Annotated in this window: 25 protein-coding genes; 13 read left to right on the top strand and 12 right to left on the bottom strand. The window is 37.6% G+C overall.

The features are described from left to right. Window positions 1-6: 6 nt before the first annotated feature. Window positions 7-438 carry a hypothetical protein gene (locus I9192_RS19840; protein ID WP_005035499.1) on the top strand — a complete coding sequence of 144 codons (432 nt, stop codon included), beginning with the start codon at window positions 7-9 and terminating at the stop codon, window positions 436-438. Between the two features lie 181 nt (window positions 439-619). Here the strand turns inward: I9192_RS19840 and I9192_RS19845 are convergent, their stop codons facing one another. Continuing rightward, complete coding sequence (locus I9192_RS19845; RefSeq protein ID WP_034715533.1) at window positions 620-1,882, bottom strand: hypothetical protein; 1,263 nt, start codon at window positions 1,880-1,882, stop codon at window positions 620-622. Between the two features lie 116 nt (window positions 1,883-1,998). Between I9192_RS19845 and I9192_RS19850 the strand changes: the two genes are divergently transcribed. Both I9192_RS19850 and I9192_RS19855 read left to right on the top strand, forming a co-directional pair. Beyond that, window positions 1,999-2,775 (top strand): class I SAM-dependent methyltransferase, encoded by a 777-nt coding sequence (locus tag I9192_RS19850; RefSeq protein ID WP_005035496.1) that lies wholly within the window; start codon window positions 1,999-2,001, stop codon window positions 2,773-2,775. 29 nt (window positions 2,776-2,804) lie between these two features. Next, entirely contained in the window at window positions 2,805-3,359 is a 555-nt protein-coding gene (locus tag I9192_RS19855; RefSeq protein WP_004826494.1) for a hypothetical protein, read from the top strand. A 503-nt stretch (window positions 3,360-3,862) separates the two neighbouring features. On the opposite strand, the gene I9192_RS19860 is transcribed toward I9192_RS19855, so the two are convergent. Together I9192_RS19860 and I9192_RS19865 are read right to left on the bottom strand one after the other, a co-directional pair. Beyond that, window positions 3,863-4,267: a protease inhibitor I42 family protein gene (locus I9192_RS19860; RefSeq protein WP_004826493.1), complete on the bottom strand. Its 405-nt coding sequence runs from the start codon at window positions 4,265-4,267 to the stop codon at window positions 3,863-3,865. Window positions 4,268-4,347: 80 nt separating this feature from the next. Continuing rightward, on the bottom strand, window positions 4,348-4,938 hold the full coding sequence (locus I9192_RS19865) for a hypothetical protein (RefSeq protein WP_004826492.1): 591 nt from the start codon (window positions 4,936-4,938) through the stop codon (window positions 4,348-4,350). 178 nt (window positions 4,939-5,116) lie between these two features. Between I9192_RS19865 and I9192_RS19870 the strand changes: the two genes are divergently transcribed. Then, a complete protein-coding gene (locus I9192_RS19870) occupies window positions 5,117-5,740 on the top strand; it encodes a class I SAM-dependent methyltransferase (RefSeq protein ID WP_005035492.1) in 624 nt (207 codons plus the stop codon). Here the strand turns inward: I9192_RS19870 and I9192_RS19875 are convergent. Continuing rightward, a complete protein-coding gene (locus I9192_RS19875) occupies window positions 5,737-6,204 on the bottom strand; it encodes a Holliday junction resolvase-like protein (protein ID WP_005035489.1) in 468 nt (155 codons plus the stop codon). The two genes, I9192_RS19870 and I9192_RS19875, sit on opposite strands and share 4 nt — an antisense overlap. A 128-nt stretch (window positions 6,205-6,332) precedes the next feature. Here I9192_RS19875 and I9192_RS19880 point away from each other — a divergent pair, with 128 nt between their 5' ends. From I9192_RS19880 to I9192_RS19895, 4 genes are all read left to right on the top strand, one after another. After that, window positions 6,333-6,977 carry a ParA family protein gene (locus I9192_RS19880; RefSeq protein WP_004826486.1) on the top strand — a complete coding sequence of 215 codons (645 nt, stop codon included), beginning with the start codon at window positions 6,333-6,335 and terminating at the stop codon, window positions 6,975-6,977. A 101-nt stretch (window positions 6,978-7,078) separates the two neighbouring features. Continuing rightward, on the top strand, window positions 7,079-8,200 hold the full coding sequence (locus I9192_RS19885; protein ID WP_005035487.1) for an AI-2E family transporter: 1,122 nt from the start codon (window positions 7,079-7,081) through the stop codon (window positions 8,198-8,200). A 201-nt stretch (window positions 8,201-8,401) separates the two neighbouring features. Then, on the top strand, window positions 8,402-8,956 hold the full coding sequence (gene sodC, locus I9192_RS19890; protein ID WP_005035485.1) for a superoxide dismutase family protein: 555 nt from the start codon (window positions 8,402-8,404) through the stop codon (window positions 8,954-8,956). A gap of 1,013 nt (window positions 8,957-9,969) precedes the next feature. Further along, window positions 9,970-10,938 carry an omptin family outer membrane protease gene (locus I9192_RS19895; RefSeq protein WP_151801028.1) on the top strand — a complete coding sequence of 323 codons (969 nt, stop codon included), beginning with the start codon at window positions 9,970-9,972 and terminating at the stop codon, window positions 10,936-10,938. 148 nt (window positions 10,939-11,086) lie between these two features. On the opposite strand, the gene I9192_RS19900 is transcribed toward I9192_RS19895, so the two are convergent. After that, the gene (locus I9192_RS19900; protein WP_005035480.1) at window positions 11,087-12,310 is read right to left on the bottom strand and encodes a DUF2252 family protein; all 1,224 of its coding nucleotides are present in this window, start codon (window positions 12,308-12,310) and stop codon (window positions 11,087-11,089) included. Between the two features lie 182 nt (window positions 12,311-12,492). Here I9192_RS19900 and yccS point away from each other — a divergent pair, with 182 nt between their 5' ends. The 3 genes from yccS to I9192_RS19915 all read left to right on the top strand — a co-directional run bounded on the left by yccS (window position 12,493) and on the right by I9192_RS19915 (window position 15,763). After that, window positions 12,493-14,643, top strand: coding sequence for a YccS family putative transporter (gene yccS, locus I9192_RS19905; protein ID WP_005035479.1), 2,151 nt, complete (start codon window positions 12,493-12,495; stop codon window positions 14,641-14,643). 29 nt (window positions 14,644-14,672) lie between these two features. Next, window positions 14,673-15,227 (top strand): hypothetical protein, encoded by a 555-nt coding sequence (locus tag I9192_RS19910; RefSeq protein ID WP_005035477.1) that lies wholly within the window; start codon window positions 14,673-14,675, stop codon window positions 15,225-15,227. A gap of 248 nt (window positions 15,228-15,475) precedes the next feature. Next, entirely contained in the window at window positions 15,476-15,763 is a 288-nt protein-coding gene (locus I9192_RS19915) for a DUF3817 domain-containing protein (protein ID WP_005035475.1), read from the top strand. A gap of 59 nt (window positions 15,764-15,822) precedes the next feature. Here I9192_RS19915 and craA read toward each other — a convergent pair whose 3' ends face one another. Next, a complete protein-coding gene (craA, locus tag I9192_RS19920) occupies window positions 15,823-17,064 on the bottom strand; it encodes a chloramphenicol efflux MFS transporter CraA (protein WP_004826478.1) in 1,242 nt (413 codons plus the stop codon). A gap of 344 nt (window positions 17,065-17,408) precedes the next feature. Between craA and I9192_RS19925 the strand changes: the two genes are divergently transcribed. Then, window positions 17,409-17,801, top strand: coding sequence for a hypothetical protein (locus I9192_RS19925; protein ID WP_005035473.1), 393 nt, complete (start codon window positions 17,409-17,411; stop codon window positions 17,799-17,801). A gap of 33 nt (window positions 17,802-17,834) precedes the next feature. Here the strand turns inward: I9192_RS19925 and I9192_RS19930 are convergent, their stop codons facing one another. The 6 genes from I9192_RS19930 to I9192_RS19955 form a co-directional block, all read right to left on the bottom strand. After that, complete coding sequence (locus I9192_RS19930) at window positions 17,835-18,716, bottom strand: pirin family protein (RefSeq protein ID WP_005035471.1); 882 nt, start codon at window positions 18,714-18,716, stop codon at window positions 17,835-17,837. 30 nt (window positions 18,717-18,746) lie between these two features. Continuing rightward, window positions 18,747-19,511 carry a nucleotidyltransferase domain-containing protein gene (locus tag I9192_RS19935; RefSeq protein ID WP_005035469.1) on the bottom strand — a complete coding sequence of 255 codons (765 nt, stop codon included), beginning with the start codon at window positions 19,509-19,511 and terminating at the stop codon, window positions 18,747-18,749. 268 nt (window positions 19,512-19,779) lie between these two features. Next, window positions 19,780-20,877 carry a D-alanine--D-alanine ligase gene (ddlA, locus tag I9192_RS19940; RefSeq protein ID WP_005035467.1) on the bottom strand — a complete coding sequence of 366 codons (1,098 nt, stop codon included), beginning with the start codon at window positions 20,875-20,877 and terminating at the stop codon, window positions 19,780-19,782. Between the two features lie 55 nt (window positions 20,878-20,932). Beyond that, window positions 20,933-21,304: a hypothetical protein gene (locus tag I9192_RS19945; RefSeq protein ID WP_004826467.1), complete on the bottom strand. Its 372-nt coding sequence runs from the start codon at window positions 21,302-21,304 to the stop codon at window positions 20,933-20,935. A gap of 78 nt (window positions 21,305-21,382) precedes the next feature. Continuing rightward, window positions 21,383-22,201, bottom strand: coding sequence for a DMP19 family protein (locus tag I9192_RS19950; RefSeq protein ID WP_005035464.1), 819 nt, complete (start codon window positions 22,199-22,201; stop codon window positions 21,383-21,385). 138 nt (window positions 22,202-22,339) lie between these two features. Beyond that, on the bottom strand, window positions 22,340-23,749 hold the full coding sequence (locus I9192_RS19955; RefSeq protein WP_005035462.1) for an FAD-binding oxidoreductase: 1,410 nt from the start codon (window positions 23,747-23,749) through the stop codon (window positions 22,340-22,342). A 371-nt stretch (window positions 23,750-24,120) separates the two neighbouring features. Between I9192_RS19955 and serA the strand changes: the two genes are divergently transcribed. Next, window positions 24,121-25,353 carry a phosphoglycerate dehydrogenase gene (gene serA, locus I9192_RS19960; RefSeq protein WP_005035460.1) on the top strand — a complete coding sequence of 411 codons (1,233 nt, stop codon included), beginning with the start codon at window positions 24,121-24,123 and terminating at the stop codon, window positions 25,351-25,353. The last annotated feature ends 31 nt before the right edge of the window (window positions 25,354-25,384 follow it).

Genomic DNA, 25,384 nt, shown 5'->3' on the forward strand with positions numbered 1-25,384 from the left:
ATTAGAATGAAACAATCAAAATCAAGCTCACTGGTATTATTGATGAGCTGTTTTAGCTTATCTGCATATTCAGCACATGCAAAAGATCTCGTTTTACAGTCGATTCAAAATTTAGATAAGGCAGAATTTAGAAGTTCAGAAGGAAATTATTTTAGATTAATTCAATTGAATCGAGGTTGTCGTATAGAAGCTCGGTATTATTTAGAAATGGAAAATCTATTATTTAGTTATAAATTTATTGATCAAAAACTTCTACATGCCTCACGAAAAACCTTTCGTTATCATTACAAAGAAGGTCAAGAAGGCTCACTCATGGCGGTAACAGGTGTTTATCAACATTCTAGCGAAACTTATAAACTCGATGACTTAAACGTTCAAAGTGAATTTAAGAAATATCAAGCATTGTTCCCAACACGCTATTTAAAGCAATGTATTTAAATGAAGGTGCTTTTAAAGCACTTGCATACATTCGAAAGCATGATAAATAATCAATCATATTGCTCTTGATCATGCCTTCTCTTTTTGAGAGAAGGCGAGAAAAAAAGCTATATTATTGAATGATGCTGTTAAAAAAGGCTTTGGCAAAAGCCGATTTAGTCATACGATGAATTGCCTGAGCTTAAGCGATCTTAAAATGACAAAACTCATTTAAACTTTCATCGTCAAAACTGACTTGACCTTGAATATCACAGCTCATATAGAAGTTTTTATAACTCAACACATAAAAGTCAGGGGTTTTCTTGATCACAATTGGATTCATATCCAATGACAACGCTTCATCATGTTTAAAGAGTTTTGTCACACGACGATCATTCATGCAAATCAAATAGGTCTGTTTCTTAATCTCGACTTGCGCTAGACCATTGCTTTCAACATTTAATGGAATAATATATTTACCATTAACATCAATCACCTGTTGATCATAACTTTCCAGTTTCTGGGTAATGACATTAAATACCAAGATATTACCAAAGTTGTCTTGTAGCTGAGTTTTGTCCTCAAATGCAAAATTGACCTGAATCCCCAGCTTTTGCAGATCTTGCTCATCCACACGTTTATTGGTTAATAAAATACGGGTAATGGTCTGCTTTAAACTGGCATCAAAGAAAGTACTGTCCAGTTGAATATCAGTTCCTTTGAGAATTTTACCCAATGCTTCATTGTGTGTTCCCAACAAACGTGCAATCACACTGCGATAGTAAAACTTACTGTTCTTCTTGACCTCACGAATCTGCTTATAGAAATAAGTTTGATCATAGGGGCGTTCAATAAAATCATGTAATAAGGCAGAGTTCGCCAAAACAGCAATCGCATCATGCCCTGTATAGGGTAAATGAAGAGTATGTAGATGAGGAATTAACGGCTTAATTTTTAAATAATGTTCTTTATCATTTTCAAAATACGGATCATAAACAATGATGTATTCACATTCTTCAACAATATCCTGTGCCTGAATACGCATATTTGCGTTTAAATCAGCATCATAGAAATCCGTATAACGTTTATCTTCAATTTCTGAAGGATCTATTGAATATTGCGGAACCATAGCAACTACACGATTCATGTTTAAATCTTTGGCATATTTGATCGCTGCATAGCCCCCCATCGATCCACCATAACCGACAATATTCTTAAATTGACTTAAGATGGGTTGCAGATGCTGTAAAAGTGCAGCCATACTTGATGCAGGAAACCAAGACTTTTGCTTAGGCATAATACCGACAACAGCATAGTTATATTTCATCAAAGACTTTTCAGCATTAATTGAAAGCCCTTTGGCGCGAGTGATCAAGTCCCCAAATGACAGGACTAAAGTGTCAGATTCACCTGTTAAATAGATTGCTCTGATATGATCATCTTCAAAAATTATTTGTTTATCCATTCGCACACCGAGCATCCGCTCTTTCATTGGCTGAAATTAAATCAATCGGCTCTTGCCTATTGATTGCTTCAAGTGTCATATTTTATAGAGTCTAGTCAGATAAAAAAGCGCAAAATATGACACATTCCTTACATCCTGCTGCTCAAAAAGGTTTCAGTACGGCTGCTGAACTCTATCAACAAGCCAGACCCAATTATCCACAGGCTGTGGTTCAATGGCTCATCGAAGATTTAGCACTCAGCCCAGATTTAAAGGTGGTTGACTTGGGTGCAGGTACTGGAAAATTTCTACCTTATCTGAAACAAGCGACGCCCAATATCATTGCAATTGAACCTGTTTCTGAAATGCTGGAGCAGTTGAAAATAGTACATCCTGATGTACAAACGCTTCAAGCGAAGAGTGATCAAATTCCGTTAGAATCTGAAAGTATTGATGCTGTTTTGTGCGCTCAGTCCTTTCATTGGTTTGCCAATATCGAAACATTGAACGAAATCCACCATGTTTTAAAGCCCGAAGGTCATTTAGGTTTGGTTTGGAATCAACGAGACGAGAATATAGACTGGGTGAAAGCATTGGCAGATTTGCTCGCAACCCTTGAAGGAGATACCCCTCGCTATCACAGCGGGCAATGGAAGCAGGTATTTGAAAATCAATTTTTGTTCCAACTTGAAACCGCTAAAGTATTTTCACAGCTACACACAGGTACGGTAGAAAATGTGGTGAGTAAACGATTGCTCTCAACCAGCTTTATTGCAGCGATGCCAGAACAAGAACAACTCAAATTGAAACACAAATTCGAACAGATTGTATCGGAATATACGGGCAAACAAGCTCAAGATGAAATAGACTTCCCTTATGTCACCTATGTTTATAACTTTAGGAAACTGCGCTAATTGATACGCTTTAATGAGGAATGTTTATCATGAATTTAATACTTCGCCCTTTGCTTCTTTCAAGTTTACTCACATCTATCGTTTTCATGGCTGCATGTTCCCCTAAAGATGGTCAACAAAACAATTCATCTGAGCCGAAAGATGCATCTCAAGAAGTTATGGACCAACTGAAAACCAAACCGATTAAAGCCTTTCCGAGTACGCCGAATGATGCACACGATATTGCCTTGCTCGACGAATATGATCAGAAATTTACTGAAAATAATAATGCTTTAGAAGCTGATCTTAAAAAACGTGCTGCTGATGGCAGTCTAACCGAAGACATTGATCGCCAACTCAAGCGAGATAATATTGAATCGGCACTCAATATGTTGAAAGACTTGGATCTTAAAACAGAACAAGGGCGCTATATTCAAGGTTTACGTTATCAATATTGGGAAAACCAAGCCAAAGTCTATGATGAGAAAAAGCAATCTGCTGATGGTGAGCTTAAAAATCCAAGTGATGCAGTCAAAGGCATGGGAGAAATGTTCACTGCCGATGAACAGCTTGATCACTGGAAGCAAACCACTGAAAGTAAATAATGCTTTAATCAGACTAGGGTCTGTGGACAATTCGTCTATGTTTGCGACTAGGTGTGTTTTTTAGGCGATTCTAGGCGCGAAATACGAAATTTAGTCATTCTAAATGAGTAGTTCGTAACGACGAAGCGACAAAAAACACGCTAGCCCCGAAGGGTTGTGGTTAAAATTATCTCAGGCTACGTTATGAAACTTAAAAATAGTCTAGCTATTCTCTTCATTTCCTTGCGGAGTATACTCCTCATACCTGCTCAATTTTAACCTACAACGCAAGCCATTTATGAAATGTCCACAGCCCCTATTATGTTCATCAAAATGAGCATTCAATTTTTGGATGCTCTTAAAGTTGAGCACTCTCAAAGATTGATAAAATACCCGTAGGCTTTCTACCGTAAAGCGACATGGATGTCGCTACTCCATTGTAAGCCTGTATAGGAAGGCTTCTCTGCAATAAAAAGTCTTAAAGGTCTAGAAGAAGCTAAAATAACAATTAGCGTGATTTGAGCTTAAGAAACCCGAATGCGACAACGCCATTGTTGATCTGGTTGTTTAGAAGACTCCCAAGCTCTGATATGAACCAATTCAATATAATCTTGTCCCGGTTTCTCTGCTGTAAAACGGAAAGTTTTGGTTCCACCCACACCTACAGCACCTTCTTCACTGTCATTTTGTAAATAGGTTTCTTCAGTTTTAAATATTTTAAGTGGCTGTAATAATTGCCATTGATAACCCGTGCTTGGATTTTCAGGAGCATTGAACAACAACACCTCTCCCACTTTCATATCCATGAGCGTTGGGCACTTTTGTTTGAGGGTGTATTCATGTGTTTTACCTACGCTAGGATTTGGACTTTGACAAGCAACCAGCCCCAAACTGCAAACCAACAAAGTAAAACACGCTAAACCTTTCATTTACCACACTCTTTATTGTTCAATTGACCTAAAATTATACATCTCACCTTAGCATCTTCTCGGATTTGGCTCAATTGAATTTAGATATTTTGCTTTTCTAACCATTGAATCGAATTGACTCGAATCAGTTTACAAGCACCATCTCCCACCCCATTCCAATCTAAAGCCGACTTCCAAACCAAATCTTTATCATTCACCTGAACCAAATCGCCCGTTAAACGAACCAAGTCTCCACGTTTAACTTGTTTGATTTTTTTGGCAATTTCAGGATTGGCAGGAATGATGTGCATATTACTGACCAATTGCGTTGCCAGTTGTGCAGGAATAGGCGGGCGCGCCATTTTCCAATTGAGGAATCGGTCATATTGATTGATTGAAATTTGACGGGCAATTTCAGGTTCAGTAAATAATCCCCGTGTCACAGCATAATCAATCGGTGAGAATTTTGCCTGTGCATCGTCATGATATTCTTTTGACCCTAAAATACGAAATTCTCCACGGAATGGCTCCAGAACAGAGACTTTCTGATTTTGATCAATCGGCGCTAAACCATTGGCGATATTAAAGGCCGGATTGGATAATTGTGCCTTTGGCACAGCAGTAGATTGAAAAGCATTGACCTGAAAAGCACTCAGTGCCATCAATGCTGCACAGACTAACTTTTTATTCATAACATGCTCCTCAAACTCAGTACTCAACCAGCAAAATATCTAGACTTAGTATTAACCGATAAACTTAAAATAAAATCGAGTTTCGGTAACAAAATACAGAAATTTCGTCCTATTTTTGTCTTATATTCAAAATTCACATTGGTTAGAATCATGATCATACTCTTAAAATGATCAAATTATGATTTATAAATATTATCAACAACGCATTTTTCCTCACCTGCTTAATCAAGTCATGCAAACACCCAGCATGATGGAAGGACGTGCAGAACTGATTAAAAAAATTCGTGGCGAAGTATTAGAAATTGGTTTTGGGACAGGCTTGAATTTACCTTTTTATCAAGCAGTTGATCAACTCTATGCACTTGAGCCAAATCCTGATGTATACCGCCTTGCACAAAAGCGAATCTTTGATACTCCCTTTCATATCCAGCATATCCAAGCCAGTGCCGAAAAATTACCTTTTGCAGATCATTCAGTTGAAAATATTGTCAGTACATGGACCATGTGTAGTATTGCCGACTTAACGCAAGCACTCCAAGAAATTCATCGTGTATTAAAACCTGAAGGCAACTTACACCTGATTGAACATGTTCAGTATCATGACAATTCGACCTTGAAAAAGTTACAAGACCTTTTGACCCCAATTCAAAAAGTCCTCGCTGATGGATGTCATCTAAATCGCAATATTGAACTTGAGTTATTAAACGCTGGCTTCAAGTTTTCTGAAAAATATTATTTCGATGCGGAAGATCTACCTAAAGTGGGAAGACGTATGTTTATGGCAAGAGCACAAAAAATTTAATCGGCAAAATCAATATGGATAGTTTCAAAACGTACCCGCCCTTCACGGATGGCTTGGGCAATTGCTTGTTGCCCTTTGGTTAAACGTGCGCCACCACTCTTGATATCAATCAATACCACTTCAATCTCTTCAGCCAAGCCTTCACCATCTCGAAAGTCGGTATAGCCATCAAAAATCACATAGTCGATAGGATCACCTAAAAACTTGGCATCACTCGGCAAATATTGGAACTCAGGCATGATTGGCGCGAGTTGTTCCGCCATCTTTCCTTTTAGAACAGCACGACTGGTATTCACACTGCGCTTTTGCGCATGTGCAAGTGCCTGTTGATGTTCCAGTTCAAGCTCAGTGATATATTGTTCATACTCTGCTTTAATCTTGCCATTTCGCGTACTCGATAACACGATTGTCGTTAAAACGATGCCAATACATGCTCCTATCAACATCGCCATCCAGATGGACATGCGCTTTCCTTTCTGTAAATCCTTGGCACAATGTAAACAACTACTAAAGTTTTGTCATGTGTAACCTATATGCTTAAAATTAATGCTAAAGTAGACAAGGGCTAGCGGACAGATATTATTGATATACGATGAAAACAATACTTGTTGCAAATTTAAAAGGCGGTTGTGGAAAAACAATTACAGCAATTACTTTAGCCACAGCATTGGCACAAAAAGGTTATAAAGTTGCATTAGCCGATGCTGATGGGCAAAAGTCAGCACTACAATGGTTAAAACAGCGCCCTGAACAAGCAGCGAAAATTCAAAGTCTCGATTGGCGTCATGAAAAATCAATAGGAGATGCACCTAAAAATCTCGATTATTTAGTCATTGATGCACCTGGCGCTTTAACCGGTGAACACGCTGAACAGTTAATCAGTGAAAGTCATGCTGTGGTTACACCACTACAACCCTCATTTTTTGACATCGACAGTACTCGACGCTTTCTCAAACACATCCAAGACATTAAAAAAATTCGTAAGGGGAAAGTTGCGGTACACTTGATTGCCAATCGTATGAAAGCCAACAGTGCGAGTTCCAAAGATATTCAACAATTTTTTGAAAAGATTGATCAGCAACCCGTTGCATGGATTTCAGAACGTACAGCATATGGTCAATTGGCGATGCAGGGCTTAAATATTTTTGATAAGACCCAAAAGAATTTTTTAACCATTCAAGAACAATGGCAACCACTGCTTGATGCTTTAATAGATGATCCAAGTGATTGGTTCTAAAACCAATCTAAAGCAGGTCGGATAAAGCAAGCTTAAAATTTGCCACATTTGATTTTTCAGTTAATATTGAGTGAATCACTCAGCAATTTTTAGAGTAGTTAGTGCAAGACTTCACTTCAAACTTACAACGCATCTTATTGTTTGGGTTATTGTTTATCCTGATTTTCTTGGGCTACGATATTCTCAAATATTTTATTGTCCCTGTATTATGGGCATGTATCATCGCCTATATGACATGGCCGATGTATAAGCGCATATTAAGAATGTTTGGTCCGAACCGACCTACATTAAGTGCCTCAGTGATGATTACGCTAGTCGTTTTAGTGGTTGGCATTCCACTCACCTTTGCGATTTTTATTTTGCAGCATGAAGGTCGAAATTTGTATTTTGACCTACAACGCCAATTATCATCGGGTCATTTGACCGTTCCTGATTTTATTCGTGAACTCCCTATTATCGGAAAGGAAGTCAGCCGAACTGTTCGTGAAATAAATGCAGATCCGACATCGCTTTCTCAAACCATTGGTCTTTGGATTCAAGGACATTTGAACTATGGGAAGTTTGTACTGAATGAGATCACCAAAAATTTAGTCAAACTGGGCTTTGCCATCATGTCGTTGTTCTTTTTCTATCGAGATGGTCAAACCATTTTGGAACAAGTCAGCAAGGCATTACAAATGTTAATTGGACCTCGTATCCATCATTATTTGGATACGATCTCTGAAACCACACGTGCTGTGGTCTATGGCGTCGGTTTAACTGCGGTTGCACAATCTATTCTTGCAGGCATCAGCTACTTTGTTGCAGGCGTACCAAATCCGATGGTACTAACGATTGCCACTTTCCTGATGGCACTCATCCCATTTGGACCACCTGTCGCTTATGGTGCAGTATCGTTATGGCTATTTTCCCAAGGTCAAACAGTTGAAGCAATCGGCGTGATGGCTTGGGGTGTCTGTATTGTCAGTACCGCAGATAATGTGATTCGTCCATTGGTCATTTCAGGTGCAACAAAAATTCCATTCTTATTGATTATGTTTGGTGTGCTGGGCGGATTGGCGAGTTTTGGGCTGGTTGGACTCTTTATTGGTCCTGTTATTTTGGCAATATTATTGGCAATTTGGCGTGAATGGCTACATGAAACCACGGAGTCTGGTATTTTAATGCCTGATGCGACAATGGCATATGAAATTGAAGAAAACGACCTGAAAAAGCCTGATTAACTCCCTCTCCTGATACAGGATTCGCCAAATATTTTATTTGGCGGATTGTTTTCACCTCTCTAGAAGGCACAGCATAATCAATGCCAATTTACCAGTTATTAAATAAACTTATACAATCAGATATTTAATTCACATTGTTTATCCATACATGCTTTGTTTGAATAGTATTTAAATCATGATTAAAGCTATTGGATGCGAATAATGACATCTACTTTTTTTAAAACATCAATACTTTGTATGTGTGTAGGGCTTTTTACAGCTGCATGTAGCACAACACCGCACACAACTAAACTCAAAACACCTCAAAAAACGATTGATGTTCATGCTGTTTCAGCACAAGGGATTGGTGCCAAGATTGGTACAATTAGTTTTCAAGACTCTCCAAACGGTTTAAATATTTCGACTCAACTCAGCCAACTTCCTTCTGGTTTTCACGGTTTTCATATTCATGAAAAAGGCTCTTGCGCGCCTGCTGAAAAGGATGGAAAAATGGGGGCTGCCCTCGCTGCTGGCGGGCATTACAATCCTCTCCAAACTGGACATGGCACACCAAATGATGGGCATATGGGTGATTTACCTGTATTGAATGTTGATTCAAATGGGAATGCTAAAACCACATTGATTGCCCCACGATTGAAACTTGCTGATATACAAGGTTTAGCCATTATGATCCATGCAGGTGGTGATAACTATTCTGATCATCCAAAACCTTTAGGTGGCGGTGGAGATCGTATTGCTTGTGGTGTAATCCAGTAACCAAATCATTATTCTATAAAAGCCAGAGATGTGGATAAAGATATACTTATCCACATCTTTCCTTGTTTTTCTATCAGCGTGTATCACAAAGACACTCATCCAAATCATTCTGTTGATCAGTAATTTGTACTTTTAAAACATTTAATTCGTATCTACATCATAAAAAATGATGCATCATCAATCATATTGAAATTAAAATTTTCTTATCTTCATCATCAAAAGGAGAAATAGAATCAAGGCGCTTGATTGTTTAAACACCTCATTTGATTTCAATCATCCATATGCAATGCGCTTTATCGTTTTATACAAATTATTGAAAGACTTGGCGACTTCTTTATTCTGTACTGTTGAATCATCGTGAATATGTCTAGCATAAGGTGATAGGAATGTCGCCATGCGGAGCGAAGGGATATCGGCAAAAAAGCAATACTTTATTGGCAGTGCAAAAATGCAGTTAAACAAAAAAGTTTGATTAGAGTGACGTTCGGATTGATTCTCTTATTTAAGAGAAACTATATTTTACTCTATGCGTTTTTCAACAGCTTGACTATAGCGGATTCTACTCAAGATCCTCCCCAAAAAGTATATAAAAATTTAATCTAAAAGGTTTTTGTTAATATGAGATAATTTAAATAATAATAAATAAAAATGTTAATATTATCACGGTTTAATAATAATAAATAAAACACATTTTTACTTTACTAATAAAGTATTACCCAACCACGCACTTAGAAAAACCAATGCGATAAAATAAAATTTCAAACACTTCAAACAAAAAATTTTTAACCTAATTTAAATTTAAAATGAATTTTTTTAAAATAAATATAACTTAAAAATCAATCAAACAACTCACTGATATTTAAAAAATAAATATATTTAACAATTAAATTCAAAAGACATTATCTGCAATTAAAATAATATTTGTAATTTTACAATCTAGTAAAAATCGAATAGATTAAATCCGCACTTTAGCAAATTAAATAATTAACTCATTTAAAAAGGCTTTTATTTTAATGAAAAAGATCGTAATACCAATAGTTATGCTGTGTATAAACTCCACGTTTGCAAGTGAAAATAATGGGTCGAGTCGATTTACACCAAGCGATCTTTCTATATCTTTATCTTCTGGGCTTTTACTGAACTCCAAAGCCAAAGAACTGGTTTATATGGATGATCAAAGCAAAGCATCCGAACTCACTTGGGACACCAACAGCGCGAATATCATCAATGCTGAAATAAATTGGCAAATCCATCCTAAGTTTTCTTTTAATGCGAGAGGCTGGAGTACATTATCTAAAAACTCATCGGTGATGAATAACTATGACTGGATGTCGGAAACAGATAGAGATTTACTGACGGATTGGTCTCATCATGATCGTACACCACTCAACTTTGCGAATGAGTTTGATTTCAATGTCAATATCAATCTACTGGATACACCACATTATAAGTTAGGCACTTTATTCGGTTATCAGCAAAATAGATACTCATGGTCAGCGATGGGTGGTTCCTATTATTATTCTGAACAAGATGATGATGGGGATTATGTTGAAGGATCAGCACTTAGTAATGTCGGAGAGTTTGACCCTAATGAGAAGCTTATTGGCTATAAGCAAAAATTTAAAATGCCTTATATCGGCATCTATAATAAGTTTGAATACAATAATTTTGAACTGAATACTACGCTAAAATATAGTCGTTGGGTCAATGCATCAGATCGTGATAATCATTACTTACGTGATACTACATTTGATACTAAAGCCAGCAATGGAAGGTATTATGGAGCAATTGTAAACGCAGGCTATAATATTCGACCAGATACAAAATTATTTACTGAATATGCATGGAATCAATATAAACATGTGACAACTGATTCGGTCATGATGGAAAATCAAACCAATGAAATCTCAAGCTCCAAAGATGGCGGTGGCATTTCAAATAAATCTCAAAGCGTGAGCTTGGGTATTGCTTATACGTTCTAATATCTTTTTATCGTGAATGACAATCTTCATCTATTCGGTTAAAGCCAATTTGATGTTGTGCTTTAAAAATCTTACTACTCAAGACCTATGAAGATGAAAATTCAGCTTTACAATATGTGGATAACCATGCAGTTATCCACATATTACTTTATTTTTGATGAGCAAGTGCATAACGACGGCAATGATCCAAATAACCCGCTTCATGTACACTGATTAATTCCACAATACTGCGCCATAACCAAAATGGAGCATCTATGGTTTTAGACTGATTTCGTTGCAGCTCTTTGAGCCAACTATTTCGAGTTGAATCATCCATTTGCCGAACATGTGCCCGTCCTACCACAAAAGCCAAATAAAACGCCAAATCTCTCGCCCCAGTTTGATTCATGCCCTCGATTTCTAATTTTAAATCCTGCGGTAATAACTCACGAATAAAGATCGATCGCTCTAAAAATTTGGTTGCTCGCATTCGCTCACCCAGATAAGGGGATAAATGTCGTGCACCTTCCACAATTCGCATTGCATTGTCTTTCGGCATCGGCGCATTTGAATAGCGAGGCGCTAAAGCTGTGGTGGCTTCTTTTAAATCCATTAAACACAAGCCTTTACCATCTCTGACAATATGATTGGATGAATCCATTAAAACGATATAGCGCAATAAGCCTAAAGAACTGCAACCTTTCACCCAGTACACCGAATCAATCACTTTGAGCTGTGCTGATGCATCACGCTGCCCAATCATTTTGACCAAATCTTCTATATCTGGTTGAGCAAAAACATTGTGTATTTCCAACTGCTCTTTTTTTAATAACGGCCAAAATCGTTTACCCAAGGTAATTTGTGGTTTTACATCTTCCAAACGTTCTTTTGCTAAGCTTTTCCATGATCGTTTCACTGCTTTTTCCATCACACTGTGTACTAAAGCAGGACGCTGTAACTGATCACTTGTTCGACCACTACGTTCCAGCGCATAAATATAGCCAGCATACAGCGCTTCAATCATTTGTGCAGTCACCACACCCGGCAAGTCTGAACTGCGTACTGCTGTTGCTAAAGATAAACCTAAACGAATCAAATCATTGGCTGGATTACCAATCACTGTCTGATCCAAGTCCCTAATTTCAATGTCAATCTTCCCTTCAGCATTGGCAACAGGACCTAAGTTCCCAGTATGGCAATCGCCACAAATCCAAATTGCAGGACCTTGAGGAATGGAGCTAATTTCAGCTTGTTTGAGCCAATCATAATATTTAGAAGTATTGCCTCGTACATAAGCATGGATTGAACGTGCCATTTTTAAATTACGGCGTTCGGTTAACTCAGCATTACGATAACGCGGTTGTTTAATTGCGGTGTTTTGTTTTTTTGACATTGTCGATATTTTTAAGCATTCAATGATTTATTCTGGATGTTTTTAATCTGCTGCGTAATAGGCAATCTGTATATAAAATGTTGAATTTTCCTATTAATTTTTACATTTCCACAGCGAATAAAGCATCTGAAAGTATCATAAATGAGTAAAATATAAAGACTCCCTATCTGCGAAACGATATTGTGAATAGCGTTCATCAAATCTTTCAAAATATAAAATCAAATTCAACATTCATTTATTGCTTACAGATTTTGATTGTTTTCACAGGAACAACGCTGGGGCTTTATTTTCTTGGCTATCAGCAATTGATTGTTCCTTTGACGCTTGGAGCAATTGCAACAGCATTGACTGACTTTGATGATCGTCTCAGTATTCGTTTAAGAAATCTTGGATTGGTGTGCGTTCTATTTTTTAGCGTCAGCAGTATCTTAGATTTTTTACATCCCTATAAACTTTTATTCTTAATTTATTTATCCCTTTCCAGTGCCGCTTTTATATTAATGGGTGCATTGGGGCAACGCTATGCCACCATTTCTTTTGGTACTGTGTTACTTTCAATTTATACCATGTTTGGCTTAGGTGAATATTCTGAGTGGTATCAACAGCCGAGTTACTTTGTCATGGGGGCGCTCTGGTATGGTCTGACTTCGATTATTTTTTATCTACTTAAACCAACGCAAGCTGTACAGGACAATTTATCAAACAGTTTCAATAATCTTTGCGATTTACTCATGGCAAAAGCTAAACTGTTCGACCCTGATAATAAAGACAATGTTGAACAACTTTTATATGATCTTTCATTAAAAAATAGTGTTGTGGTACACAGCTTAAATACCACCAAAGCATCATTACTGACTCGTTTGAAAGCCTCACGCGCCAATAAAAATACCATTTATTGGCTGAATTTATATTTTCTCGCCCAAGATATCCATGAACAAGCCACATCCAATTATCTACATTATGAAAGGATCCAACAGAACTTTAGCCGTACCGATTTAATTTATCGAATTCAAAAGAATGTACGTTTACAAGCACAGCATTGTCAAAAGCTCGCTGAGTCTATTTTAAAACGTCATACTTTTACAGTTCATGCAGACCATAGTACGGTCTTAGCACATTTAGAAAGTTCCATGCATGATTGGATTCAACAAAATCCACATAATTTAGAAGTAAAAAACTTAGTTTTGGTTTTAAGAAATTTAAAAAATGTTCAAGACCAGTTCACCAACCTCAGTATTGAACAGGTCAATTATCAACAAAGCTACAGTCAACACCGGGATAATTTAAATTTATTGGATGACGATATCCACGGCATACAAGATCTTTGGCTCAAGATCAAACAACATTTAACCCCAAAGTCAGCCCTGTTTCGTCATGCTGTCCGGATTGGTTTTGTGTTCGCTGTGGGCTATGCCATGTCTTTATTGCCTTTTGCCAAAAATGGTTACTGGATTTTATTGACCAGCTTATTTGTCTGCCAAATCAGCTACTTTGCCACTAAAAGCCGTTTAAAAATGCGAACCTTGGGCACTGTTTTAGGTGTCATTTTAGGAATTCCAATCTTATATTTTGTACCCAGTATTGAAGGTCAGTTGGTACTTACCATTATTTTTGGGGTGTATTTTTTCTATTTGCGTTCCAAAAAATATGCCATGGCGACATTAATGGCAACCCTGATGGTCTTGTTGATTTTTAATCTTAAAGGTGCAGGCTATGCCATCATTTTACCGCGCATCATAGATACACTTTTAGGCTGTTTAATCGCATGGTTTGCTGTCAGCTTTATTTGGCCAGATTGGAATTTCCGAAATATTTCCAACAATATTCTAAAGAGCAGTAAAGCAAGCCTAGATTATTTCGATGCTGTGGTAGAACAATATCAACAAGGACGCACAAACAGTATTGATTATCGTAAAGCCCGTCGTGCAGCCCACAATGCGCAAATTGAATTATCCACCATGATTTCCAGCCTTAGTGCCGAACCCAATCCCAATCAAGATTTAATTCATCATGCATTTAGGTACTTGGTCTATAGTCATAGTCAACTCAGTTATGTATCTGCTCTCGGCAGCCATCGTGAACAGGTACATGATCAACAAATTTTAGATTTAATGCTTTGGTGTAAACACACCTTGAATGAGGCTTTACTCAATCAAGCCCCTTTAAATGAGGCTGCGATTGACCAGAAATTGGCAGAAATACAAACTTTAAGTGATCAAGACAATTTATCAGATGGTTTACTATTAGCCTTAAAACAAATCAGTTTATTATTGGAAACCTTACCTGAGTTGTTAAGACTTAAAACAACTTTACTTGGATTAGAAATTAAATAGAAATGACGACATGATTTGAGAGGGTTCAAATGAAACTTAAACAGCATTTACAATTATTCGTCGCTTTATTCACGCTAGGTGCCATGACATCTAGTTATGCAGATACTCAATTTAATCAAAACTTAGAGCAATTTTTAGAATGTAAGAAAACGCTCAGTGATTATTATGGTCTAGGTTTTGAGTTTGAAGACAATCTAAAAAAGAATGGTTGGATCAAACAAGGGGAAGATTACTCATATGTGAGTAAAGAACCCATCAAAGTCTTTGGTCAAACAAGCCATGAAATTAGTTTGGTTGCTGGTGGCATGTTGGCTGTATTTAAAAATGCCAATACCAAAGAACTTGCTGAAAAATTTAAAATTTCTCAAAATCGATTTTTTAAAGATATGCCGTATTTTTCAGGCGAAAAAATTGTAAAAACTGATCCTGCGACCAAAGACGCTGAAAAGTCTGTTCGAAAACTGACCCTTGCTGAATCCAATCCTGTTATCAATGAAGGAGAAAATAAAACTTATCTGGGTTGCGTTTATATCTCCGAGTTTGAACAACAGCAACAAGAAGCTGCACTTGAAGCCGCACAGTAATCAACAAACATCGAAATCGAGAATGATGAAAGATTTAATGCAATGCCAATTCTGCATACTTCTCAATAAATCATAAAAAACTGATGTGTAATAATGACTTTCGATTGTGATATTTTAACAACATGATCGAGGTCATTTTTTACACTGAATAACATCACTTAATGGAACTGATGAGAGTGATAAATATATTCAACTTTTGAACACAATTCGGTTAGACTCAAGATTCATTCTCATTTGACTAAGTGACCATGAATATCAAAACTTTACGTCTTGTTGGTTTTCTTGAAGGGATTTCCTTTCTTCTCCTGCTGTTTATTGCAATGCCGCTCAAATATATTTGGGATAACCCAATCTATGTGAAATACGTTGGTATGGGACACGGCTTACTCTTTATTGCCTTTCTTGCCGTTCTATTCATTGTTTGTCAAAAGCAAAAATGGTCACTCAAAATGTTTATTTTAGGCTTAATCGCTTCAATTTTACCTTTTGGACCCTTTGTCTTTGATCATAAATTAAAGCAAGCGCAATCTTCTTAATCTCCATTGAGCACAGTTTTAAAGCTCCCTTTCCTTTTGGAGAGGGAGCTTTTTGAATTTTAAAAAATACCGTCTGCCTGACGTTGTTTCATAATTGCTTTTAATAACCCACGTGGAATTGTGAACCATAACGCAATCAATGCAAAACATGACAAAGCATACGCCCAGAGATGGAAGTGCTCGTACAAAATTCGTATCAGTTCAATGACAAAGAAAAAGGTAAACATCATCAAGACTGAAACAGCAGCGGCAACTGTACCTTTAGAAACCTCTGAAGACATCAAGGCAAAACGATACAGCACGGAGAAACTGATCCCTTCACCAAAACTGACTAAAGTCATGCCCAAAATGACGCAATATAAAAAATATTCGCGCCAGATCACACCTGCGAACACAATCACAGTGCCCAAAAGCATCAATGGCAAGCCAATTAACACTGTTTTTCCAAGCGCCAAACGATCAATCACTCGAATCAGCACAATATTACCTAAGATCAGCCCGCCCAATACAGGAAACTGCGCTAATCCATATTGCAGACTCGTCAGCCCTAGTTCTTCAACCAACATCACTGGGGACAGAGCAATCCACAGCATTAAAGGCATCGCCACCATAGGCAGACCTAAAGTCATTCCCATAAAGGTCTTATTCTTAAAGACTTTCTTATAGTCATCCCAAATATAACTCAAGGGTTGTTTTGGAATACTGATACGACGCGCTGGCATTTTAGCCTTCAAGCCAAACCAACTCAGAAAGGCTAAAAATGCAATGCCAATAAAGCCCCAATGCCACGATACATGATCAATCAGGAAAGCACCTACGACAGGTCCAATTAACGGCGCCAGTAGAGAAATGTTAGCCATGAGTGCCATGACTTTAATTGCATCACGTTCTTCAAAAGTTTCCTGAATTGCAGCATAACCGACCGCTGCAATCACGGATAAACCAAAGCCTTGTAAAAATCTCAAAGCGAGAAAACTTTCAATATGATGAGTCAGTAAGATCAATAAGCAGGTGATAACAAAGAATGCCACACCAGCCAATAAGACTTTTTTTCGTCCTAATCGGTCAGATAATGGCCCCAATAAGCCTGCGACACATGCACCACCAAGCAGATAAAAGGACATCGACGACGGTGCCCATGCACTACTTACGCCAAATTCCTTGGTAATCGCGAGCATAGCAGGCTGAACCAAATCATTTCCGATATACACTGAAAACTCAAAAAGCACCAACGCCAATGGAAACATGAGCGTAGCGCGACTCAAACTTGCAGTGTGTTCTTGTTGCACTGAATTTTGCATTGTTTTCTACATATCATTATAGGCTTGCTGGAGTGACACTATTTTTCTAAAGATAAGCGTCATCCCAATGACAAGCACTGAAATTTAAATATTAAGTTGTGGAATTTACGTTGAATAAGGGGTCAACACCGCATTCACAAGGTGTCTAATTCAATAGGTAAAAAAGTAATGCTTGCAGCAAATTTGTGAGATTTATAACTGAACCCTACTATAAAAAAGTTTATAGAAAGTACACACAGGGTTGAGTTTTTGTAGTGTAACACAGACATTTTTCGAGAGGAAGTTGAACATTTAATATTCTTAGGCTACTCTAAATGTCACATAAATCTATATGAATAAATTAAATGAAAAATAAAAATCCAGTTTCATTGATCATCATCGGCATTATTTTACTTCTGGTCGGTGGTGGGCTTTATTTTATGAGTTCAGGATCCCATATCAGTGCTTCTGATCAAGCCAGATGTGAAGAATTAGTGCAAAAAAAATATGGTGAAAACTCTGGCTCAATTATCTCAAGCTGTAAAACGGATACAGGTTTTGTTGCCATGATGGACGCTCAAGCCAATGCGACAGGCTCAGCAGAAGATACAGCGAAAGCAATTAGCTCAGCCAATCAAAAAGAACTTGGTTTAGGTATATTCGGCAAATTCCTGATGGGTCTATGTGTGGGAATTGGAATTGCATTGCTGATCAAAGGTCTGATTGGTTTAAAAAATAAACCACAAACAGGCATTTAACACTTTACAGTAAATTATACGTTGAGCTTGCTGTCATTGATCATCTAACACTTTAAACTTGATGAATGTACCATTTTTAATATCATCATATGCTTCAAGAATTTGATCATAGCTGTTCATTACAAATGGACCATGACCATTGATCGGCTCTTGAAGTGGTTTGCCTGTCAGCAACAATAACTTGCAATGCTGTAAAGCGGTGATCTCAATATCCTGCCCTAAACTCGACATCACAGCCAAGCCTTGTTCTTCGAGAATTTCATCTTCAGGCTGAAATTGAACTTTACCAGTTCTTAAATAAATCATAGTGGTGTCGCCAATATTCGCAGGTAGAACCACACGATGCCCTGGCTGGACTTCGATGTCTAAAACTTGGAGCGGCGAATGCGTTTTGGCTGGTCCTTGGGCATTTCCATAATGCCCAGCAATGACCCTGACTGTTCCTGCGGAATGTCTAAGTTCAATCACTGGAATATCCGCTTTGCGCAGACTTTGATAACGGGGTGGATTCATTTTATCTTTGGCAGGCAAATTCACCCACAACTGTACCATTTCAAAATATCCCCCTGTTTTTGAGAATGCCTCACTAAACACTTCTTTATGTTGGACTCCTGAAGCAGCCGTCATCCATTGCACATCGCCTGCAGAAACGATCCCTCCGCCACCCGACGAATCTCGATGTTCAAGTTCTCCAGCAAAAATCAGCGTGACGGTTTCAAAACCTCGATGTGGATGTTCACTCACGCCTTTGTGTAAATTGGTCGGTTTTAAAACTCCAGGTCCCAAGTGATCAAGTAACAGAAAGGGAGAGACGGTATTGCCTAATTCATAGTATGAAAATACAGAAAGTACAGGATAAAAATCCCCTATCGCAAAGCGCGTATCATTACGATGAATAAAGGCAAGGGTTTTCATACTGTCGATCTTCTCTAATTGGTAAACGCATTAACCGTAAAAATGCTGTTTTAAATTGAAGCTATATGCTGTGAGATATTGCTTTAATTTTTCAATATCATTGGTCGGTTCAATTGCCCTTAAATTTAAAGCTTGAATCTTATCTTCCAATAATTTTAAGATCTGCGCTTGTTCAATCACCGGTAATTGCGCTTTTTCTTTTTGTTGCTTTTTGATTTCTAAATAATCCTCTGCCCAATGACGGAGTGGATCATTGGCATCAATTTGATCGAACAACTGCGTGATCTGGAGTTCAGGCATAATCTGTTGTGTTGCCAACTCTGCGGACATCAAACCACGAATCGAATAAAACACTTTTTTATAAGTAAAATTATCTGCCGTTTGCATGACTTGCATACCGCCTTTCGCTAGCGATAAGTAATGATAATACAGCGCTTTATAGTCTATTCGTTCCAGCAAACCTGCTCTAAAGCTTTCCCACTCAGGAAATTGATTAAAATAGACAATATGCGCTCGTACCCATTCAAGTACTGTAGGATTACTCTTTGCCAAAAGTCCAAACATCTTATTTAAATCAAATGAAACAAAGTCAAAATCCCCCTCCATGATTTCGATTAAGTCACGATGTTGACGATAATCATAATATTGAGCTTTAGAAGGTAAATGGAAACCACGCACATCATAGTCGCTGTCTGGACTTGCCATGCCCCATAATCGACTACCACTTTCGATATAAAATAGTGGATGTTCATCTCGATTTTGGAATAAGTTTTGAATTTCTTGTTGGATGTTCATTATGTTCACATTTTTGGTAATCTATAAGTTTTATATCATTAATTTCAATGAATTTTGAATTTTCTTTAGTTTTTGAATACCTATTTTTATCGAATTGATTAAGCATGCTGAAGCCTGATTAAACTGAAACTATCACTCAGACAAGGGAGCAAAAATTCACTCTCGTTAATTGATTCTATTGATATTCTAAAAACGCATCATATCTGGTGCGTTCTCAAGCAAATGTCTTATCCATTCTTCAATAAAACATATGAATAGCGAAAAACAGCTATCCTTTGGACACCAATTTTGGATTTCTTAATAAATTTTCATGACGCTCTAAAGCCAATTCTATGAGTTGAGTAATTAATTCAGAATAAGTGATCCCACTTGCTTCCCAAAGCTTTGGATACATACTGTTATTGGTAAACCCTGGCAAAGTATTTACTTCATTCAGAAAAATATCACCATTTTCAGTCAAGAAAAAATCGACACGTGCAAGTCCAAAACAACCCAGAACTTTAAAAGCTTTAATCGAAATCTCACGGATCTTATTACTTTGCTCATTTGAAATTGGAGCAGGAATCACGACTGCAGAAGATTGATTATCTATATATTTTGCTTCATAAGAATAAAAACTAGACTTTACAACTACCTCACCGCAAACACTGGCTCTTGGATAATAATTTCCCAAAACCCCGCACTCAATTTCACGACCTTTGATAAATTTTTCGATCAATACTTTGCTGTCATATTGAAATGCATTTTCTAAAGCAGCAATAAATTCCTGTTCATTTTCAACTTTACTCACCCCGACGGAAGAACCTTGATTTGCAGGTTTTACGAATACAGGAAGACCTAAAGTAGTTTGAACCTCATCGAAACTTACCTCATTTAGGTCATAAGCATGAATCGTTAGAAATGGTGCAACAGCAATACCAGAACCTTGTAATAAACGCTTGGTAACATCTTTATCCATACAAATTGCAGAACTTAAAACATCTGAGCCCACAAATGGTAGATCTAAAATTTTAAGCATGCCTTGTAATGCACCATCTTCACCTAAGGTCCCATGAATAATTGGAAAAATAACATCAAGGGGCGCTAATCCTTGTGCATTTTCAATTTCAAAAATTTGAGGTGGCTTAGACTGTAAATGATCTTGCTGTTCACGTGCGGCAAGAGAAATTAATTTAGGATCGTGACCATATTCTAAATAATGTGTAGCATCTAAAATACGCCAAGTGCCATCTTGATCTATCCCAATCAAACTAAGATCAAACTTTTGCCGATCTATTGCATCCACGATGTTTTGTGCTGACTGTAGTGACACGCGATGCTCTGATGATTTTCCACCAAAAATTATTCCAACTCTCGTTTTTGCCATTTTGTTGTTCTCTATTTTTAATTTTTCAAAACTATAATTCCTGGTAAATCATTGATTAAGGACATTTTGCCTTTTGGAATGTCTTGGTATTTTTACCACGTAAACACTGATATTCCTTTTGTACGTCTATGCGTTTCCACTGACCATCTACATTTTTAAAGCTATATACCGTACGAATTGAACGAACTGAATCATCCATCAAACCCGTTTCAGTCAATTTCACCTCAGCGACTGTTGGCGATTCAACACGGTTAAAATATTGACGTAATTCAACAGTCGCTAAATCTTTGCGCAGATCAGGACGCTCATTTAAAACTTGGCTCAATGGCGTTTCAGAACCACCCACTTTATTGATTAAATTTTGTGTTGTTGCACAACCCGACAGAGTCACTAAACAAAATACTGAAATTAAACTCAAACGGTTCATTCTGGTTATCCTTAAAACTCAAAGCATCGCTTTATAATGCTATGCACATTCAACTTACACTATTTAAAAACTGTGACTTTATGACTCATCTGCAATATGAGCAATATCGAGAGCAATGACTTGTTGATCTTGATCATCAAACATCAATGCTTGATCACCTAAATCCAGCATATAGAAATGCCCTTGTTCCGTTAGAAAATGCCAAGCGACAATCTCTTGTCCATTATATTGATGCGATGGATCACCGATAGTAATACGATCCAGCTCTTGACCAAGCTGCTGACACAATTCTTCAATAATTTTAAAATAACGGGGTTGATTTTCAGCTGCCTGTTGTTTCCGCTGTTCCAGATTTGGAATCTTCGCTGAAACTTGTTCAATAACCGTCAATATTTCATCTTCATCCACTGCTCGTAACTTTGGATGCTGTCTTAACCATTGGCTATTGATTTCAATCAGATCTTCACTTTCATTCAATGCAAAGAATTTATCATCAAAGCTATTGAGTACATCACGTTGCTGGTTCTCACCAAAATATTCACCCTCTAAAAACTGTTCAAATTGCTCATCAGAAAATTGTTCAATCAAATTAGCGCTTTGTTCAAATAAAGCTAAATGTTGAGTGGCATTCATGGCTTTTAAACCATCACGAACATGCTTCACCATAAATGCATCCCACCCCGTGTTATACACAAATTGAGAGAATCCACCGTTATTGACTTGGGCGAGATAATAATCCACAAAATAGCTATATAGCGCTTCAGCTGACACTTCATCGTATTCGATATAGTGTTCAAATAATCCATTTAATGTATCGATATTGGACATAATCACATCATAATGATCATCACTTTCTAAACTTTGTTTAGAAATTAAAATATTATCAATCAGCATCATTTTCAGTTTCTTATCAATGTTTAAGCGCTACAAACATAACAAATTTTTAACGACAAATAACCACAACACTGTAAATTTATTTTTATTTTTGTGTGTCCATAAAAAACGCTCCCTGAGGAGCGTTTTTGGTTCAAACTTTTAAAGATCAAAGAGTTTACCCGGGTTCATAATCCCATTTGGATCAAATACTTTCTTTAAAGCCTTCATGTATTCAATTTCTTCAGCAGTACGGGTGTAATCAAGATAAGGCTTTTTGGTCATGCCCACACCATGCTCAGCAGAAATCGAACCATCATATTTCTTCACTGTTTCAAACACATATTTATTGACTACCTGACACTTTGCAAAGAATTCATCTTTCGACAAATTTGCAGGTTTTAAAATATTTAAATGCAGGTTGCCGTCACCAATGTGCCCGAACCAGCAAATTTCAAAGTCTGGATAATTCTCTGCAACAATCGTATCTATTTCCTTAATAAACGCAGGAACATGCGTAATCAGTACAGAAATATCATTTTTATAAGGGGTAAATGGTGCAATCGTTTCTGAAATGTCTTCACGTAAGCGCCATAAGCTTTGCACTTGTTCGAGACTTTGGCTCATCACGCCATCAAGTACCCAACCTTGTTCCATACAGTGTTCAAAAATTTCCATCGCCGCATCCATAATCGGTTCATACGGCGCTTCAAACTCAAGCAAAACATAGAATGGACATTCAGTTTCAAATGGACGTTGAACATGACCACGGTCTAATACCTTTTGCATCGCAAGTTCACCAAAGAACTCAAATGCTGTGAGGTCAATTTTATTTTGAAAAGCATGTAATACTGGCATGATCGCATCAAAATCAGGTACACCCAGTACCATCACTTGTAAGTCATGTGGTTGACGTTCAAGTTTAATTTCAGCTTCAGTCACTAGACCTAAAGTACCTTCACCACCAATGAATAAGTGCTGCATTGCATAACCTGTAGCATTTTTGATCATGCCTTTGTTTAAACGCAATACATCGCCTTTTCCTGTCACGACTGTCAGACCAAGCACCCAGTTACGTGTCATACCATACTTGATGACTTTAATCCCACCTGCATTGGTTCCAATATTTCCACCCAGTTGAGACGAACCTGCAGAAGCAAAATCAACGGGATAATACATACCCTGTTCTTCAGCATAATTCTGCAATTGCTCAGTCACGACACCAGCTTGGATACGCACCATACGATCAGCAGGATAAAACTCTAAAATCTGGTTCATTTTGTCGAAGCTCACGACAATTTCACCATTCGCTGCAACAGCACCAGCCGATAATCCAGTACGCCCACCAGAGGGTGTGATCGCAACATTAAATTGATTGGCCAATTGAACAATGGCTTGCACCTGCTCCGTACTAGAAGGAAAAACGATAATCGAAGGTTTTGGATCGAAATGCTTAGTATGATCTTTACCCCAATTTTCTAAACTGTCCGCATCGGTTTTAATTCGGTTTTCACCGACAATTTGCGTCAATTGGGTCAATAATTCTGGTGCTATCGTTACTGGAGCATTCATCGTTTTGCGGACCTAGCAAGAAGTAAATAAAAGGCGTCGTGTACAACATTTGAGATTTTAAATCAGTCAGTGAAAATTTTTCAGCATATTTTTTAGCCTAAATCTTCAATCTCACCGATTTCAGCACTATTTTACCCAGATGACTGCTCAGGATAAAGTACAGATTTGATTCACATTATCCACACTTTGTATATAAAGCCATCAGCAAGCATGATAAAAATCAATGCATTAGCATTTCATTTGATTTTTGAATAATGCTTATCAGAAATCGTAGATAAAATATCCACTGTAGTGTCACAATCAAAATATCTATAGAACAAGGTCTATGGTATCATATTGCGACTAAATTTGGCCTTTGTAGCGGAGCCGTAATGAGCCAACATCTTTCACTACCTAAAGATAAAATTCGTTTCTTGTTGTTAGAAGGCGTTCACCAAAACGCGATCGACACATTAAATGCTGCTGGATATACCAATATCGATTACCGTAAAACTGCGCTTGAGGGTGAAGCGTTGAAAGAAGCGGTGAAAGATGCTCACTTCATTGGTATTCGTTCCCGTACACAATTAACTGAAGAAATCTTTGAAGCTGCGAATAAATTGATCGCAGTGGGTTGTTTCTGTATCGGAACAAACCAAGTGAATTTAAATGCAGCCATGATTCGTGGTATTCCTGTATTTAACGCACCATATTCAAATACTCGTTCAGTTGCAGAACTTGTTCTTGCAGAATCGATTCTTTTACTTCGCGGTGTACCTGCTAAATCTGCATCTACACACCGTGGTGGTTGGAACAAGTCAGCTGTCGGCTCGTTTGAAACACGTGGAAAAACTTTAGGTATCGTGGGTTACGGCTCAATTGGTTCACAACTTTCAGTTTTGGCTGAAAGCATGGGTATGCATGTGATTTATTATGATGCTGTGACCAAGCTTCCTATGGGTAATGCACGCCAAGTTGGTTCTTTAGATGAATTACTTGCCAATGCTGATGTGGTTACTTTACATGTTCCAGATGTTCCTTCAACACGTAATTTCTTTGCAAAAGATCAATTTGCAAAAATGAAAGAAGGTTCAATCTTCCTCAATGCAGCACGTGGTACATGTGTTGTTATTGAAGATTTAGCGGATGCGATCAAATCTGGTCATATTGCTGGTGCAGCAGTAGATGTATTCCCGAAAGAGCCGAAAGCCAATGGTGAAGAATTTGTTTCTCCTCTTCGTGGCTTAGACAATGTGATCCTTACACCACACGTTGGTGGATCAACGATGGAAGCTCAAGCCAATATCGGTTTAGAAGTTGCAGAGAAATTTGTTGCTTACTCAGATAAAGGTATGACTTTATCTGCTGTAAACTTCCCTGAAATTGCTCTTCCATTGACTGAAGGGAAACACCGTTTACTGCATATTCATAAAAACGTACCGGGTGTTCTTTCTAAGATCAACAACCTGTTCGCTGAACATGGAATCAACATTTCTGGTCAGTCTTTAATGACTAAAGGTGACGTTGGTTACTTGGTAATGGATGTAGACGCAACTGCATCTCAAGAAGCGCTTGATACTCTTCATGAAGTTGAAGGTACAATCCGCGTTCGCGTATTGTTCTAAGGCTATTAAGCTTGAAAAACCACAGGAACAT

Source organism: Acinetobacter bereziniae (assembly GCF_016576965.1).
In the GTDB taxonomy this organism is placed as follows: Bacteria; Pseudomonadota; Gammaproteobacteria; order Pseudomonadales; family Moraxellaceae; genus Acinetobacter; species Acinetobacter bereziniae.

Excerpts from the sequence above, each read along its gene's own strand:
- I9192_RS19840 (WP_005035499.1), top strand. The coding sequence starts at position 7 with ATGAAACAATCAAAATCAAGCTCACTGGTATTATTGATGAGCTGTTTT.
- I9192_RS19845 (WP_034715533.1), bottom strand. The coding sequence starts at position 1,882 with ATGGATAAACAAATAATTTTTGAAGATGATCATATCAGAGCAATCTAT.
- I9192_RS19850 (WP_005035496.1), top strand. The coding sequence starts at position 1,999 with ATGACACATTCCTTACATCCTGCTGCTCAAAAAGGTTTCAGTACGGCT.
- I9192_RS19855 (WP_004826494.1), top strand. The coding sequence starts at position 2,805 with ATGAATTTAATACTTCGCCCTTTGCTTCTTTCAAGTTTACTCACATCT.
- I9192_RS19860 (WP_004826493.1), bottom strand. The coding sequence starts at position 4,267 with ATGAAAGGTTTAGCGTGTTTTACTTTGTTGGTTTGCAGTTTGGGGCTG.
- I9192_RS19865 (WP_004826492.1), bottom strand. The coding sequence starts at position 4,938 with ATGAATAAAAAGTTAGTCTGTGCAGCATTGATGGCACTGAGTGCTTTT.
- I9192_RS19870 (WP_005035492.1), top strand. The coding sequence starts at position 5,117 with ATGATTTATAAATATTATCAACAACGCATTTTTCCTCACCTGCTTAAT.
- I9192_RS19875 (WP_005035489.1), bottom strand. The coding sequence starts at position 6,204 with ATGTCCATCTGGATGGCGATGTTGATAGGAGCATGTATTGGCATCGTT.
- I9192_RS19880 (WP_004826486.1), top strand. The coding sequence starts at position 6,333 with ATGAAAACAATACTTGTTGCAAATTTAAAAGGCGGTTGTGGAAAAACA.
- sodC (WP_005035485.1), top strand. The coding sequence starts at position 8,402 with ATGACATCTACTTTTTTTAAAACATCAATACTTTGTATGTGTGTAGGG.
- I9192_RS19895 (WP_151801028.1), top strand. The coding sequence starts at position 9,970 with ATGAAAAAGATCGTAATACCAATAGTTATGCTGTGTATAAACTCCACG.
- I9192_RS19900 (WP_005035480.1), bottom strand. The coding sequence starts at position 12,310 with ATGTCAAAAAAACAAAACACCGCAATTAAACAACCGCGTTATCGTAAT.
- I9192_RS19910 (WP_005035477.1), top strand. The coding sequence starts at position 14,673 with ATGAAACTTAAACAGCATTTACAATTATTCGTCGCTTTATTCACGCTA.
- I9192_RS19915 (WP_005035475.1), top strand. The coding sequence starts at position 15,476 with ATGAATATCAAAACTTTACGTCTTGTTGGTTTTCTTGAAGGGATTTCC.
- craA (WP_004826478.1), bottom strand. The coding sequence starts at position 17,064 with ATGCAAAATTCAGTGCAACAAGAACACACTGCAAGTTTGAGTCGCGCT.
- I9192_RS19925 (WP_005035473.1), top strand. The coding sequence starts at position 17,409 with ATGAAAAATAAAAATCCAGTTTCATTGATCATCATCGGCATTATTTTA.
- I9192_RS19930 (WP_005035471.1), bottom strand. The coding sequence starts at position 18,716 with ATGAAAACCCTTGCCTTTATTCATCGTAATGATACGCGCTTTGCGATA.
- I9192_RS19935 (WP_005035469.1), bottom strand. The coding sequence starts at position 19,511 with ATGAACATCCAACAAGAAATTCAAAACTTATTCCAAAATCGAGATGAA.
- ddlA (WP_005035467.1), bottom strand. The coding sequence starts at position 20,877 with ATGGCAAAAACGAGAGTTGGAATAATTTTTGGTGGAAAATCATCAGAG.
- I9192_RS19945 (WP_004826467.1), bottom strand. The coding sequence starts at position 21,304 with ATGAACCGTTTGAGTTTAATTTCAGTATTTTGTTTAGTGACTCTGTCG.
- I9192_RS19950 (WP_005035464.1), bottom strand. The coding sequence starts at position 22,201 with ATGATGCTGATTGATAATATTTTAATTTCTAAACAAAGTTTAGAAAGT.
- I9192_RS19955 (WP_005035462.1), bottom strand. The coding sequence starts at position 23,749 with ATGAATGCTCCAGTAACGATAGCACCAGAATTATTGACCCAATTGACG.
- serA (WP_005035460.1), top strand. The coding sequence starts at position 24,121 with ATGAGCCAACATCTTTCACTACCTAAAGATAAAATTCGTTTCTTGTTG.